Origin of the sequence: Streptococcus sp. CF8_St5-17, from assembly GCF_024295665.1 — a bacterium.
Taxonomy (GTDB): Bacteria; Bacillota; Bacilli; order Lactobacillales; family Streptococcaceae; genus Streptococcus.
Genome location: NZ_JANCOU010000001.1, coordinates 348,043 through 363,431, shown reverse-complemented (window position 1 = coordinate 363,431; position 15,389 = coordinate 348,043). Strand labels below are relative to the sequence as shown.

Genomic DNA, 15,389 nt, shown 5'->3' with positions numbered 1-15,389 from the left:
GGTTGAAATTAGAAGAAAGAATAACAGTCGTTTTTAGTTGGTAAAAAGGATGTATCATTAACCCAACTAGAAGACGTTAAGGATGACACATGACGCTTTGGGAGTTACTTTTTACCAGTAAAAAGACAGTCCCTCCTCATTTAGGAGCATTTTACTTTTTATTACCTACTTCTTTGGTAATCATAGCTGTTTTATCGATGCGCTATGCAAGCTCTAAACGTTACCGAGAATTTTGGTATTGGGGACAATTGATTCAGTTGCTCATCATCAACGCTTGGTATATTGCTGCACGTCTGCCCCTATCTGAGGCTCTCCCTTTTTACCATAGTCGCATGGCTATGTGGATTATTCTATTTGCTCCGGATAAGACCTTTTTCAAGCAATATTTTGCCCTGGTTGGAGTTTTTGGTTCTATCATGGCCTTGGTTTATCCAGTCTTTTATCCTTTTCCTTTCCCTCATGTTTCGTCCGTGAACAATGTTTTCGGACACTTGGCCCTCTTGGCTAACTGCTTGATTTATCTTGTTAGATATTATAAAGTTGAAAAAGGGGATACTTGGAAAATATGCCAGATGACTCTTGGAGTTAATGCCATTATCTTGATAGCCAACCTCTTGACAGGAGGAAATTATGGCTTTATGAGCAAGCCGCCTGTGATTGGGGATCATGGTAGTTTGCTTAACTATTTGATAGTGACCAGTTTGATGACAGGTATTCTCATCCTTATCAATCAACTCGCTAAATATAAACATAAGAATAGTTAATATACAACTGAATTCGTTACCTTAAGGAGACTTTATGCATCATTTTATTACAAGAACCCAAACGACGCCACCGCCTATTCCGATTTTTTGGTATGGAGTTATGATAGGCCTTCTCGCCTTGTCTATTTATGCTTCTCTTACTTACTACAAAAATCCCAAATTTGTTCGATTGTTTAAGTGGATTCAAATAGCGCAATTGCTAGCTCTTTATACCTGGTATATAGGCTTTAGCATTCCATTTTCGAACAGCCTGCCTCTTTACCATTGCCGTTTGGCCATGTTTGCAGTAGTATTCTTGCCAGATAAATGGAAAACCAAGCAGTATTTTGCCCTTTTGGGAGCCAGTGGAGCAGTATTTGCCTTGGGCTACCCTGTTTTTGACCCCTATGATTTCCCGCATATTACCAGCTTTTCTTTCCTGATTGGCCATTATGCTCTCTTGGTCAATTCCCTGGTTTATCTCATGAATCACTACGATAAAAACCTACTTAAAAAGTATCGAATTATTGCCTACACTTTTATTCTCAACCTTTTCCTAGTTGGGGTCAATCAAGTAACAGGTGGGAACTATGGACTTTTGAATACCACACCTTTTATTCCAGATGCCCCTATATGGATAAAGTATCTTCTGGTTTCAATCATTCTTTCGTCAGCCTTAGTGCTCTTTGATATTTTGTTTAAAAAACGTTGGCAAAAGAAAATTGCTCTAGAAAAAATTAAATTTTGAAGAGATTGTTACTAGCGATACAAAATAAATAATGAATAAAGAATCTGAAGAGCAGGTCTAGTATCTTGACCTGCTTTTTCTTGTGTAAGCAATTGAAAAACTCTCTAAAATCCGATATAATGAAGTGTTGAAAGGAATGTTAGGGTCCGATGTAATAAAGAGTGATTATAAATTAAAATAATTAAAAAAGTAGAAAGAAAGAGAACTTATGAGTATTCAAGAAGAAATTAAGAAACGCCGTACCTTTGCCATCATCTCTCACCCGGACGCGGGGAAAACAACCATTACTGAGCAATTGCTCTATTTTGGGGGAGAGATTCGTGAGGCAGGTACTGTAAAAGGGAAGAAAACAGGAAACTTTGCTAAGTCAGACTGGATGGATATCGAGAAACAACGTGGGATTTCAGTCACGTCATCTGTTATGCAGTTTGACTACGATGGGAAACGGGTAAACATCCTAGACACTCCAGGACACGAGGACTTTTCAGAAGATACCTATCGTACCTTGATGGCGGTGGATGCTGCGGTCATGGTAGTAGACTCTGCCAAGGGTATCGAGGCCCAAACCAAGAAATTGTTTGAGGTTGTCAAACACCGCGGGATTCCAGTCTTTACCTTTATGAACAAGCTGGACCGTGACGGTCGTGAACCACTAGATCTCTTGCAAGAATTGGAAGAAGTCTTGGGTATTGCAAGTTATCCAATGAACTGGCCGATCGGGATGGGGAAAGCCTTTGAGGGGCTCTACGACCTCTATAACCAACGTTTGGAACTCTACAAAGGGGATGAACGTTTTGCCAGCCTAGAAGATGGCGATAAACTCTTTGCTAGCAACCCTTTCTATGAACAAGTGAAAGATGATATTGAGCTTTTGAATGAAGCAGGAAATGAATTCTCAGAGGAAGCCATTCTTGCAGGTGATTTGACACCAGTCTTCTTTGGTTCGGCCTTGACTAATTTTGGGGTGCAGACCTTCCTTGAAACTTTCCTCAAGTTTGCTCCAGAACCTCATGGACACAAGAAAACAGACGGTGAACTTGTCGACCCTTATGATAAGGATTTCTCAGGTTTTGTCTTTAAAATTCAAGCCAACATGGACCCTCGACACCGTGACCGTATCGCATTTGTTCGTATTGTATCGGGTGAATTTGAGCGTGGTATGAGTATCAATTTGCCTCGTACTGGTAAGGGAGCTAAACTTTCTAATGTCACCCAATTTATGGCGGAAAGTCGTGAAAATGTAACTAATGCCGTAGCTGGAGATATTATTGGGGTTTATGATACAGGTACCTACCAGGTTGGAGATACGTTAACTGTTGGGAAAAACAAGTTTGAGTTTGAACCACTACCAACCTTCACGCCTGAGATTTTCATGAAGGTTTCACCTAAGAACGTTATGAAACAAAAATCCTTCCACAAGGGAATGGAACAGTTGGTACAAGAAGGAGCCATCCAGCTTTATAAGAATTACCAAACAGGTGAGTATATGCTAGGTGCTGTTGGACAACTCCAGTTCGAAGTCTTTAAACACCGTATGGAAGGCGAGTATAACGCTGAAGTTGTCATGACTCCAATGGGTAAAAAGACAGTTCGTTGGATTAAACCAGAAGATTTAGATGAACGTATGTCTTCAAGCCGAAATATCTTGGCTAAGGACCGCTTTGACCAACCAGTCTTCCTTTTCGAAAACGACTTTGCCCTCCGCTGGTTTGCCGACAAGTATCCAGATGTGGAGTTGGAAGAAAAGATGTGATTCAGTAAGTCTACTTGATTGCAAAGCAATTTAAGTAGACTACGGCAAGTCCTATAAGACTTGCCTAACTGCCTCACTAACTTAGTTTTACAAATGAAATCGATTTGTAAAACTAAGTGTCGTAATCTAATAAACACTAAACACTAAGCGCTAAGAGTGTTTACCTAAACGCTTCACTAGGTAAAACCCACGAATGGTATCGGTTCGTGGGTTTTGCCGTCGTAACAGAAAGGAAGCAGTCTAGCTACCTGCTTTACTAACTCCGTGTTGCCACTTCTCACACTTAATTCGTGTTTCGTTCTTGAATAGACAAAAAAGACTAGAAATTAGATAGATTTCTAGTCTTTTTATTTTAAATTATATTAGTAGTGGAACCTTCATTTATTGAAAAGCATCTATACCAACAACCTTGATAAGGAATGTAAGGAGGATAAGCAATAGAATGCTGACTCCATTAATTACTAAATGGAGTAAGATAGACATTTCTAGTCGTTTGGTGCGATAAGCAGTCCAAGTTAGTACTGCAGACATCCAGCCATAGATCAAGAAAGAAGGAAGATTATTTGGTATATGGGCTATAGTGAAGAGAAACCAACCGAAAATATATCCAATTTTCTCGTATCCTTCGAAGAGTTTAGTAGGGATGATACCTCGACAGATAACTTCCTCACAAATAGGTGCCACTATTGCAACCACGAAAATGCTGGAAATTAGAGAGCTTTCTGACATGATGCTATTGATAGCCTCTTGATTCGAAGTAGTTGTTTGCTTCAGAAGTTGTAACCAAATCGCACCAATCACATTTCCTGCGACAACGGCTACATAACTAAGAGCGATTCGAGGGGCGTCATTAATAGTAAAGAGTTTTGATTTTAGATTTAATAACTTACTTTTGTGAGCACTGTATAAAAAGAGTGTAACAATAGCGGTAGAGACAAGCCCAACTATTAGAGATGACCAGATAGATCCAAGTTGAGTTTTTTGAAGTAACATTAAAGTTACGATAGGAACTTGCGATAGGCACATAGCGACAAGAAAGATTCCTAACCAAAGCAGTCTTTTGCGATAATCTTTAAAAAAATTCATCCAAATATCTCCTAAAAAATTTATCTTATTATAGCATACTTTGGATAGGAATTCTATTAATTACCAGAACATAAGTGTAGATAAAACAAGTAAGATATTTCGAATTAAATGACTATAGAAGGATAAATCTTGTCTTAAGGTTTTCGGAAATAAAAAATTGAGAAAGCTAGCTCCCAAGAGGATATAAAAGCCGACAGAAAGTATGGTTAAAGGATTGTGCAGAAAAAATAAACTAAGAAAGATAAGGGTTGTTAGCCTGCCTGTCTTTTTATGAGTTGGTAATTTTCTCCATTTGTTTAACGGCAGAAAGGTAGCAATATCAAGTCCGAAAAGGAAAAAGAAAGAGATGAGTAACAAGTCAACGATTTCCTTTTGTAGTAGAGTGTCAGTGCTTATACTTTCAAATAAAATAAAACAGACTCCAGCAACGTTAATGATAACCATACTACTATACAATAAAAAGAAAGAGCGGCTACGATTGCATAGTTGACTATTCACGGGAGTATGACCTGAAAGATAGTGGATAAAAGTACACATAGTAGCTAATGCCAGTAAGAATAGCAACAAGTAAAAGTATGATTGTTTGAGAGTTAGAGAAATTCCAGACCAAAATACACAACTACAGAGTCCAAGATATGCTATGGATCCCAATAAGAGAAACTGGATTGATTTTCTAATTTTTTTCATAAATAAACCCCTACGTTTTTTTAACATTATAACGAAAAGGTTTCACAAAAAAACTACTCTTTCTCAAGTGTCCTTTTTTGTCTCTCAACTGTCTTTTTCTATTTTTAGATAAAAAAACACACCCTGCAGCTATTTCGTGCAAGATGTGTTTTTTTGTTAATAAAATTTCTAACGTTTAGACCAGGTTCGTTTCATAAAGAGTAATATGATAGGATAAATTTCAAGACGTCCTGCAATCATTGCAAAGGACAGGAGGAGTTTTGAAAATGGACTAAAAATTGAGAAACTTGAAGTCGTTCCTAAAATTGGACCGATATTGTTAAAACAACTGAAAACAGCACTCGTAACAACCATTAAATTGTTAGTATCTAAACTAACGATGAAGATCAGACTGAGTAGAATCATGATGTAAACTACAAAATACTTCAAAATCTTGTGTTGGGTATCCTTGTCGATGACCGTTTTATTAACATGAAGAGTTAAGACACGGTGAGGGGATATAGTAGACAAGAATTGGTTTTTTGCAATTTTAGCGAGAATAACTCCACGGATAACCTTGAGACCACCGGCAGTAGATCCGGCAGAACCACCAATTGCCATTAACATCAGTAAGATGTATTGAGAAAACAAAGGCCAGTTCGTGATGTCTCCATAACCAAAACCAGTAGTGGTAATGATATTAGAAACTTGGAAGAAGGCCATCTCAAAACTTTGTGAAACACCACTATAAAGGTGCAGTGTGTTGAGTGTGATTAAGCCAGTAGATATAGCCACGATCAAGAGATAAGCTCGAAGTTCCTCATCAAAAAAGAATTCCTTGATACGACGGAGCATGAGGTAGTAGTAGAGGTTGAAATTGACACCAAACATCAAAACCCCGATACTTGTCAGATAGGTAATGAGAGAACTGTGATAGTGGGCAATTCCATCGTTATAAACAGTGAATCCCCCAGTTCCAGCTGTTCCCATAGCGATAACAAAACTATCGTAGAGAGGCATCCCTGCAATGTAATAAATAACTACAAAAAGGGCGAACATAGCTAAGTAGAGGATGTAGAGGATTTGGGCTGTATTTTTTAGTTTAGACACAACCTTACCAAATACTGGTCCTGGGACCTCGGCCTTCATAACCTCTAAGTGGCTGTTTTTTGCATTGTCCATAATAGCTAGGGCAAAAACTAGCACCCCCATCCCTCCAATGAGGTGGGTAAAGCTCCGCCAAAATAGAAGCGAACGACTTAGTACAGAAACGTCATTTAAGATAGTTGCTCCCGTAGTAGTGAAGCCAGAACTAGTTTCGAAGAAGGCATCGATAAAATTGGGGATTTGACCTGAAAAGACAAAGGGAAGGGAGCCAAAGAAAGACCAGAGGATCCAACATAGGGCAACAATTAAGACTCCTTCTTTAGCATAGATACGTTGTTTTTTAGGTTTACTGATGATTCCGAGTAGACCTAGGACAACAAGAATCCCGATGGTAGAGAAAAGAGCTGTAAAAACTTGACTAGATTCTCGATAGTAAAGAGCAATACCAACCGGAACTAAAAGTAGCCCAGCTTCAATCAAGAGTAGTTTTGCAAGAAGAAAGCGTACCATGCTTCTATTCATAGCTTACCTCTCTAACAAATCATAAATCTTGGTGATGTTTGATAGCAAAGTGATGACCACTAGCTTATCACCGACTTGGAGCGTATTTTCTCCAGTTGGGAAGATTGTTTTTCCGTTCCGGATAATGGCGGCAATCAAGACATCTTTTTTGAGCTTCAGTTGAGACAAGGGTTTGCCAGTCATCTTGTTTGCTTCCTTAATTAAGAACTGAAGGGTTTCTACCTGGCCGTTTGCGAGGTGGTGCATAGCTTGAAGGTCAGAATATTGTGCATTTACACGACCATGGATAAAGTGCATGATAGTGTCAACAGCGATTGTCTTCGGCGTGATGATGCTTGAGAAATCCGTCGCGTGGATAATTTCCAAGAGACTAGTACGGTTTACTTTGGTAATATTTTTTTGAACACCAATGCTATCCAAAAACATAGATGTGATGATGTTTTCCTCATCAACTCCAGTTAGGGTAGCTACAGCATCGTAGTTTTGAGCACTTTCTTCTAAGAGAATATCTTTAGTTGTTCCATCCCCTTGGACGATATAGAGTTTAGGGAATTTTTCACTGAAGAAGGCAGCGCGTTCTGGGTTGACTTCAATCACTTTTGTATCAATTCGACTGTCTTTTAAAATACCTAGTAGGTAGTATGCAATCTTACCAGCTCCAATGATGAGCAAGCTCTTAACGACTCTAGATTTGAGATAATTGTGGAAGAGCATCATATCGACACGATGTCCTGTTACAAAGATGCGGTCTTTATCTTCTAGAACAAAATCTCCACTAGGAATCATCAGTTTATGATCACGTTCAATGGCGCAGACGATAACGTTACCGAACTTTTTACGAAAATCAGCAATAGACATCTGACAAATATTGCTATCTTTGCGAACGACGAATTCCATTAGGCTGACCAAACCGCCCACAAAGCGTTCAACAGATAGAGCGTTTGGGAAGTCAATGATATTTGCAATGGCACGAGCAGCTAGGAGTTCTGGATTGACAATGAGTGAAAATCCGAGAATATTTTTTTCTTTAAAGTAAGGGTTGGAATACTCAGGATTACGGACACGAACGATGGTTTCTTTTGCTCCCATTTTTTTTGCTAAAACAGCCGAAACCATATTGACCTCGTCGTATTGAGTCATGGCAATGAAAATATCACAATCTTGGACATTGGCTGCTTCTAACATAGCAAAGTCAGCACCGTTTCCTGCGATTCCCATAATATCAAAACGGCTGGTCAAGTATTTTAGAACAGTTTCGTTCTGTTCAATTAAGACAACATCATGATTGTCAGCGACAAGTGAACGACAAAGGGCAGAACCAACTTTCCCCCCTCCGACAAGAATAATCTTCATAGTTAGTTAACCTACTTTTTCAATATGTCTCTATCATACCTTTTTTTAGAAAAAAATGCACTCAACAACCGACTGTTTCCTTCTTTAATAGAGGGATTAGATGAATTCTAGGAAATATTATACTTTAAACAAAATATGATTATGAAAAAAAGCACGTGTTTCCGAATTTATTTACCCATGCGCATCCTTCAATATTATTGGCTTATAGGATATTTTGTAACTTTTGTAAATATGCTTGTAAAAAAAATGAAAAAATCAAGTCGTTTCTATTGACAATCAGGCTGAAAGTGTTATACTAAAAAAGTAGTTTCGCTGATTTACTTCAAACCTGTTGTGAGGTAAGTTAACGATGCCTTAACCACGCTGTTTGCTGAGCTTGACTCCGGGCAGTGTGGCTATTTTTTTGCACTAGTGAGAGGAAGCAAGGCATGGCCAATCATATTGTATTGTTTGAACCACAAATTCCACAAAATACGGGAAATATTGCACGAACCTGTGCGGCGACAAATGCGCCCCTTCATATTATCAAACCGATGGGCTTTCCGATTGATGATCGTAAAATGAAGCGAGCCGGGCTAGACTATTGGGACAACCTTGAGATCTATTTTTATGATAGTTTAGATGAATTTATGAAAAAAATGGATGGTCAACTCTACTTGATTTCCAAGTTTGCAGAAAAGGTCTATTCAGATGCTGATTTCACGATAGAAGGGAATTATTATTTTCTTTTTGGCCGCGAAGATAAGGGTCTGCCTGAGGAATTTATGCGTGAACATCCTGAAAAAGCTCTCAGAATTCCCATGAATGACGAACATGTTCGAAGCCTAAATGTATCCAATACAGTCTGTATGATTGTCTACGAGGCGCTTCGCCAACAAAACTTTGCTGGGCTCGAATTGGTTCATACTTACGAAACGGATAAGTTGAAATAAACATGAAAACGAATACTTAAGGCTTGCGCTTGCAAGCTTTTTTTGTTATCATAAAGGGGTCTTCAGGGCTGGGTGTAATTCCCGACCGGCGGTGACTTTTACTTGGAAATGTTATTTTCCTTTTATACTTTGTTGCCAAGCTTTGCCAAACCAAAAGTTATGCCTACAGCTTGTCGCCTCGTCTAAAAGAAAAATCTCCATTTCCATAGTCTAAAAGAAGTCCGCGAGCGCAAGCTGATGTGGTGAGATTCCACAACCGACAGTATAGTCTGGATGGGAGAAGACGAAAGGATGGCTTTGTCTATTCTGCTTCATTATAATAGAAATAAAACCAGTTTCTTTGTAAGCTTAGGTTGTTTTTTGAGATAGTTAAGAGAGTAGATAGAGAGAAACTTTCCAACTTCTTCTGATTTTATAGAAAATTGGAGGAACCTGTTATGACAAACACACGTCGACTTTCGACCATTGCAATTTTATCAGCACTTTCATTTGTGTTGATGTACTTTGACTTTCCGCTTCTACCAGCGGCATCCTTTTTAAGGATTGAGTTCAGCATCTTACCGGTTTTGGTAGGGTTAATAGTACTCGATTTACCTGCAGCTTTTGTGATAATTTTACTCCGTTCCTTGCTTAAGTTAATTTTAAACAATCAAGGAGTCAGCACCTATATCGGTTTGCCGATGAATATTGTGGCTTTAGGAGTTTTTGTTCTTGCATTTGGTTTGATTTGGAAAAAAGATCGGACGCCAATTCGTTTTGCTCTAGCTTCTCTTGCTGGTACGATTGGTTTGACCTTGGCTATGCTAGTTCTTAACTATGTTTATGCTGTCCCATTATATGCTAAATTTGCTAATTTTGATATTGAGAAAATACTAGGACTAAGTAACTATTTGTTGACAATAGTTTTACCTTTTAACTTAATTGAGGGTATTATCTTTGCACTAGCATTTTGGTTGATTTATGTCTTCCTAAAGGTAACTTTAAAACGTTATGAAAGATAAACAAACATATTTAACAAAGGGCTCTTTTGCCCTTTTACTTTTTATGATTATTGGCTATATTGTCAAATTTTATCCAGAAATGCTGGTCAGTTTTGATCAGCCAATTCAGACTGCCATTAGAGGTGATTTACCTGAGACCTTAACGCTTCTTTTTCGGGCAATTACGCACTTAATTGATATCCCAGTCATTATCACTTGGGTTCTCATTGTAGCATTTATTTTTTACCGTAAGCAATGGAAACTGGAAAGCTATCTTATGTTGGGAAACCTAGCTTTAGCTGGAATCTTAATCGTAACTTTTAAGAATATCTACCAAAGACCACGGCCAGAAATTCTACACTTGGTAGAAGAAAAAGGTTTTTCTTTTCCAAGCGGACATTCTCTGGCAGTAACGATTATGGTTGGAACTTTGATTGTGATTTTGAGCCAAAGGATTAAAGATCAACTTTGGAAAAGAATCGTCCAAATCTTACTCGGGCTTTACTTAGTCAGTGTATTGATATCCAGAGTCTATCTGGGGGTTCATTATCCGTCAGATGTTCTTGCTAGTCTTTGTGTAGGCCTAGGGGTTCTATTTATCGAATTTCCATTTTATGACAAACTCCGTTTCCAATGGCGGTTTAAAGGAAAGCAGAAGTAGGCATCAATTCTCTTGAGGAGAAAGAAATGAAAGTCAATATAAGAGATCTTCATCCGACTCAACTATACTTATCAGAAAAGAAGTTGCTAGATATTCAGATGCTTAATCAGTCGGCAGAAATCATCAATGTGGATCCAATTAGTGTTCTTGCATTTGGAGATTGTCTGTTGATTACTGATGGGCATCACAGGGCTTATCAGGCTTTAATGGCAGGTCGAGATACGATTTCTGCTGAGTGGGATAGAGATGGTGGTGATGAACTATATCATCTCTATGCGCAAGCTTGTGAGAAAAGAAAGATATACTCTGTTCTGGATTTAAAAAATCATATCTTACCTCAAGATGAGTATGAAGCAAAATGGTATAACTGGTGTGATGGTTTTAATCAAGCAGCGGAGCTAGTATTAGGAGTAGAAAATGAAGACAAAAATCATTCAGATAGATGATTCCTTACGTCTTGTTCCCTATTTTTTAGCAGATCATCGTGATGCAGCTTTAGCTTGGTATCAAGATGTGGATTTGGTAGAACTTGTAGACGGTATTAGAATACCCTATAGTTTGGAAAAATTAAATGCCATGTATTCTTATTTAGAGAGGCACGGAGATTTGTTTTGGATTGAGTTTCGAGAAAAGGAGGGGTGGTTTCCAATTGGGGATATCACCTTATCTCAAAACAATCTTCCTATCGTGATTGGCAATCCAACTTATCAACATCAAGGACTTGGATACAAGGTTTTGAAGGTCTTGATTGATCTAGCTCGTCAAAGGGGATGGAAAGAATTAAAAGTTCAGGAAATCTATGATTTCAATCATGCCTCCAGACGATGTTTTGAATCCCTTGGTTTTGTTGAGAGTAGAAGAACTGAAATTGGGGTTGGCTTTCTCTTAAAACTGGACACTAACTAGGCTAAATTATTTTTAAAAATCGCTCAAAAATAGAGCGGTTTTTAAATTCATAGTTTGCAACACTTTTAAAATCGAAATGATAGGCAAATTCAGTTATAAAATTTCTCTAAAAATAGAATTTTTCTCTTGCATTTGGGATAAATTAGTGTATAATAGTAGGGTATGTGTAAAACATACTTGTGGGAGGTAAAAATCTTTAAATTACCGCCAAAACCACAAAGGAGGATTTAGAAATGGCTAAAAAAGTCGAAAAACTTGTAAAATTGCAAATCCCTGCTGGTAAAGCTACGCCAGCTCCACCGGTTGGACCTGCTCTTGGTCAAGCTGGTATCAACATCATGGGATTCACAAAAGAGTTCAACGCTCGTACAGCTGATCAAGCTGGTATGATCATTCCAGTTGTTATCTCAGTATACGAAGACAAATCATTTACTTTCGTTACTAAAACACCACCAGCTGCTGTTCTTTTGAAAAAAGCTGCAGGTGTTGAAAAGGGATCAGGTACCCCTAACAAAACTAAAGTTGCTACAGTTACTCGTGCACAAGTACAAGAAATTGCAGAAACTAAGATGCCAGATTTGAACGCTGCAAACATTGAGTCTGCAATGCGTATGATCGAAGGTACTGCTCGTTCTATGGGATTCACTGTTGTTGACTAATCAATAACTTCCCTATATAACCCGCAAGACTTCATCATTTCGAGAAGTGACGTGGGAGATGAAAATCGATTGAACCACTTACAAGGAGAATAGAAAATGGCTAAAAAAAGCAAACAACTTCGTGCTGCTCTTGAGAAAATCGACAGCACAAAAGCATACAGCGTAGAAGAAGCTGTAGCTCTTGCAAAAGAAACTAACTTTGCAAAATTTGACGCAACTGTAGAAGTTGCTTACAACTTGAACATTGACGTGAAAAAAGCTGACCAACAAATCCGTGGAGCAATGGTATTACCAAACGGTACTGGTAAAACATCTCGCGTTCTTGTATTTGCACGTGGTGCAAAAGCTGAAGAAGCTAAAGCAGCTGGTGCAGACTTCGTTGGGGAAGACGACCTTGTTGCTAAAATCAACGACGGTTGGTTGGACTTCGACGTAGTTATCGCTACACCTGACATGATGGCTCTTGTTGGACGTCTTGGACGTGTCCTTGGACCACGTAACTTGATGCCAAACCCTAAAACTGGTACTGTAACAATGGATGTTGCTAAAGCAGTTGAAGAGTCTAAAGGTGGTAAAATCACTTACCGTGCTGACCGTGCAGGTATCGTACAAGCTATCATCGGTAAAGTTTCATTTGAAGCTGACAAGTTAGTTGAAAACTTCAAAGCATTCAACGAAACAATCCAAAAATCTAAACCAGCTACAGCAAAAGGAACTTACGTAACAAGCTTGACAATCACAACTACTCAAGGTGTTGGTATCAAGGTTGACGTTAACTCACTTTAATCAGTAAATAATCGAAAGGTTGAGACAAAATGTCTCAACCTTTTTCTATTAAAAGGTAAAAATACGTATAAACTTTCTAATTCATTTAATATTGTAAAGTATCTAGATAGAAAATTCAGAAAATTGTTTCTTTTGTCTTGAAAATTTTTGAAAAAATGGTATTATAGAAACAAGTCATTTTAAGAGAAGAGAAAGGGGAACGATGGAGAAAATCATTTTAGATTCACCAAAGTCGGGATCAGAACTTGTTTTGGAAACACTCCGTGATTTAGGAATCGACACGATCTTCGGTTATCCAGGCGGAGCTGTATTGCCTTTATATGATGCTATTTATAATTTTAAAGGTATCCGCCATATTCTAGGTCGTCATGAACAAGGTTGTCTTCATGAAGCTGAAGGTTATGCTAAGTCAACAGGAAAACTTGGTGTCGCAGTCGTCACAAGTGGACCAGGAGCTACGAATGCCATTACAGGTATTGCAGATGCCATGAGTGACAGTGTTCCCCTTTTGGTCTTCACAGGACAAGTCGCAAGAGCGGGAATCGGTAAGGACGCTTTCCAAGAAGCAGATATTGTCGGAATTACCATGCCGATTACCAAGTACAACTACCAGGTTCGAGAGACAGCGGACATCCCACGTGTGATTACAGAGGCTGTACATATTGCGACTACGGGTCGTCCAGGACCAGTTGTGATTGACTTGCCAAAAGATGTTTCTGCTCTTGAAACGGACTTCGTCTATTCATCGGAGATAGATTTACCAAGTTATCAACCAACTCTAGAGCCAAATGAGATGCAAATCAAGAAAATCTTGAAACAACTTTCTAAGGCTAAGAAACCAGTCTTACTAGCTGGTGGTGGTATTAGTTACGCTGAAGCTGCTGCAGAGTTAAATGAATTTGCAGAGCGTTATCAAATTCCAGTTGTTACAAGTCTTTTGGGACAAGGAACAATCGCAACTAGCCACCCTCTATTTTTGGGAATGGGTGGAATGCATGGTTCCTTTGCAGCCAACATTGCTATGACTGAAGCAGATTTTATGATTTCGATTGGGTGTCGTTTTGATGACCGTTTGACTGGTAATCCTAAGACATTTGCGAAGAATGCCAAAGTAGCGCATATTGATATCGATCCAGCGGAGATTGGTAAGATTATCGCTGTTGATATCCCAGTTGTTGGAGATGCGAAAAAGGCCTTGCAGCAGTTGCTAGCTGAGCCAATCGTTCGTAACAATACTGAAAAATGGATTGAAAAAGTTACCAAAGATAAGAATCGTGTTCGTTCTTATGATAAGAAGGAGCGTGTCGTCCAACCACAAGCAGTTATTGAACGTATCGGTGAGTTGACGAAGGGGGACGCCATTGTTGTAACGGACGTCGGCCAACACCAAATGTGGACAGCTCAATACTATCCTTACCAAAATGAGCGTCAATTGGTAACCTCAGGTGGTCTAGGAACCATGGGATTCGGAGTTCCTGCAGCCATTGGAGCAAAAATTGCCAATCCAGATAAGGAGGTCGTGCTCTTTGTCGGTGATGGTGGTTTCCAAATGACCAATCAGGAATTGGCAATCTTGAACATCTACAAGATTCCAATCAAGGTTATCATGCTTAATAACCATTCACTTGGGATGGTTCGTCAGTGGCAAGAAGCCTTTTATGAAGGGCGAACATCAGAGTCGGTCTTTGACAGTCTTCCTGACTTCCAATTGATGGCTCAAGCCTACGGGATTAAGAATTATAAATTTGACAATCCTGAAACATTAGAGAAGGATTTGGAAGTTATCATGGAAGATGTACCAATGTTTATTGAAGTTGACATTTCTCGGAAAGAGCATGTTTTGCCGATGGTACCAGCTGGTAAGAGTAACCATGAAATGTTGGGGGTGAAGTTTAATGCGTAGAATGTTAACAGCCAAACTTCAAAACCGGTCGGGAGTTCTCAATCGTTTTACTGGTGTCTTGTCTAGACGTCAAGTTAACATTGAGAGCATCTCGGTAGGGGCGACAGAAAATCCCAATGTGTCACGGATTACGATTATCATTGATGTCGCATCTCAGGATGAAGTGGAACAAATCATCAAGCAACTTAACCGCCAGGTCGATGTGATTCGTGTTCGTGATATCACAGATAAACCGCACTTAGAGCGCGAAGTTATTTTGGTAAAGGTTGCAGCACCAGCTGAGAAGCGAGCAGAAATCTTAGCGATTATTCAGCCTTTCCGTGCAACTGTTGTTGATGTGGCTCCAAGCTCCATCACTGTTCAGATGACTGGGAATGCAGAAAAGAGCGAAGCTTTGATTCGGGTTATTCGACCATATGGTATTAAGAATATTGCTCGTACTGGTGCAACTGGATTTACCCGCGACTAAAACTCTTCGAAAATCAAATTCAAATCACGTCAGCTTTGCCTTGTCGTACTCAAGTACAACCTGCGGCTAGCTTCCTAATTTGCTCTTTGATTTTCATTGAGTAAAAAATAACCTA

Annotated in this window: 15 protein-coding genes and 1 riboswitch; of the genes, 12 read left to right on the top strand and 3 right to left on the bottom strand. The window is 39.0% G+C overall.

The window, feature by feature from the left end; genetic code table 11:
• Positions 1-89 precede the first annotated feature (89 nt).
• From NMM19_RS01700 to NMM19_RS01690, 3 genes are all read left to right on the top strand, one after another.
• Complete coding sequence (locus NMM19_RS01700) at positions 90-764, top strand: TIGR02206 family membrane protein (protein WP_178895399.1); 675 nt, start codon at positions 90-92, stop codon at positions 762-764.
• A gap of 34 nt (positions 765-798) precedes the next feature.
• Positions 799-1,491, top strand: coding sequence for a TIGR02206 family membrane protein (locus NMM19_RS01695; RefSeq protein ID WP_178895398.1), 693 nt, complete (start codon positions 799-801; stop codon positions 1,489-1,491).
• Between the two features lie 208 nt (positions 1,492-1,699).
• Positions 1,700-3,244: a peptide chain release factor 3 gene (locus NMM19_RS01690; RefSeq protein WP_049494232.1), complete on the top strand. Its 1,545-nt coding sequence runs from the start codon at positions 1,700-1,702 to the stop codon at positions 3,242-3,244.
• A gap of 381 nt (positions 3,245-3,625) precedes the next feature.
• Here NMM19_RS01690 and NMM19_RS01685 read toward each other — a convergent pair whose 3' ends face one another.
• The 3 genes from NMM19_RS01685 to trkA all read right to left on the bottom strand — a co-directional run bounded on the left by NMM19_RS01685 (position 3,626) and on the right by trkA (position 7,978).
• Positions 3,626-4,330 (bottom strand): CPBP family intramembrane glutamic endopeptidase, encoded by a 705-nt coding sequence (locus NMM19_RS01685; protein WP_178895397.1) that lies wholly within the window; start codon positions 4,328-4,330, stop codon positions 3,626-3,628.
• Positions 4,331-5,185: 855 nt separating this feature from the next.
• The gene (locus NMM19_RS01680) at positions 5,186-6,625 is read right to left on the bottom strand and encodes a TrkH family potassium uptake protein (protein ID WP_178895396.1); all 1,440 of its coding nucleotides are present in this window, start codon (positions 6,623-6,625) and stop codon (positions 5,186-5,188) included.
• 3 nt (positions 6,626-6,628) lie between these two features.
• Positions 6,629-7,978, bottom strand: coding sequence for a Trk system potassium transporter TrkA (trkA, locus tag NMM19_RS01675; RefSeq protein ID WP_178895395.1), 1,350 nt, complete (start codon positions 7,976-7,978; stop codon positions 6,629-6,631).
• Between the two features lie 428 nt (positions 7,979-8,406).
• Here trkA and NMM19_RS01670 point away from each other — a divergent pair, with 428 nt between their 5' ends.
• From NMM19_RS01670 to ilvN, 9 genes are all read left to right on the top strand, one after another.
• Positions 8,407-8,910 (top strand): tRNA (cytidine(34)-2'-O)-methyltransferase, encoded by a 504-nt coding sequence (locus NMM19_RS01670; protein WP_178895394.1) that lies wholly within the window; start codon positions 8,407-8,409, stop codon positions 8,908-8,910.
• A gap of 54 nt (positions 8,911-8,964) precedes the next feature.
• A riboswitch (FMN riboswitch) is annotated at positions 8,965-9,199 on the top strand.
• A 148-nt stretch (positions 9,200-9,347) separates the two neighbouring features.
• Positions 9,348-9,911, top strand: a complete 564-nt coding sequence (locus NMM19_RS01665) for an ECF transporter S component (protein ID WP_178895393.1) — start codon at positions 9,348-9,350, stop codon at positions 9,909-9,911.
• A complete protein-coding gene (locus NMM19_RS01660) occupies positions 9,901-10,551 on the top strand; it encodes a phosphatase PAP2 family protein (RefSeq protein ID WP_178895392.1) in 651 nt (216 codons plus the stop codon). The genes NMM19_RS01665 and NMM19_RS01660 overlap by 11 nt, the downstream gene beginning before the upstream one ends.
• 26 nt (positions 10,552-10,577) lie before the next feature.
• Complete coding sequence (locus tag NMM19_RS01655; protein ID WP_178895391.1) at positions 10,578-10,997, top strand: chromosome partitioning protein ParB; 420 nt, start codon at positions 10,578-10,580, stop codon at positions 10,995-10,997.
• Positions 10,969-11,457, top strand: a complete 489-nt coding sequence (locus NMM19_RS01650; protein WP_178895390.1) for a GNAT family N-acetyltransferase — start codon at positions 10,969-10,971, stop codon at positions 11,455-11,457. Before NMM19_RS01655 ends, NMM19_RS01650 begins: the two co-directional genes overlap by 29 nt.
• 233 nt (positions 11,458-11,690) lie before the next feature.
• Positions 11,691-12,116 carry a 50S ribosomal protein L11 gene (gene rplK, locus NMM19_RS01645; protein WP_001085808.1) on the top strand — a complete coding sequence of 142 codons (426 nt, stop codon included), beginning with the start codon at positions 11,691-11,693 and terminating at the stop codon, positions 12,114-12,116.
• A gap of 96 nt (positions 12,117-12,212) precedes the next feature.
• The gene (rplA, locus tag NMM19_RS01640) at positions 12,213-12,902 is read left to right on the top strand and encodes a 50S ribosomal protein L1 (RefSeq protein WP_178895389.1); all 690 of its coding nucleotides are present in this window, start codon (positions 12,213-12,215) and stop codon (positions 12,900-12,902) included.
• A 202-nt stretch (positions 12,903-13,104) separates the two neighbouring features.
• Positions 13,105-14,805, top strand: a complete 1,701-nt coding sequence (locus tag NMM19_RS01635; protein ID WP_178895388.1) for an acetolactate synthase large subunit — start codon at positions 13,105-13,107, stop codon at positions 14,803-14,805.
• Positions 14,798-15,274: an acetolactate synthase small subunit gene (gene ilvN, locus NMM19_RS01630; protein WP_178895387.1), complete on the top strand. Its 477-nt coding sequence runs from the start codon at positions 14,798-14,800 to the stop codon at positions 15,272-15,274. The genes NMM19_RS01635 and ilvN overlap by 8 nt, the downstream gene beginning before the upstream one ends.
• Positions 15,275-15,389: the final 115 nt, after the last annotated feature.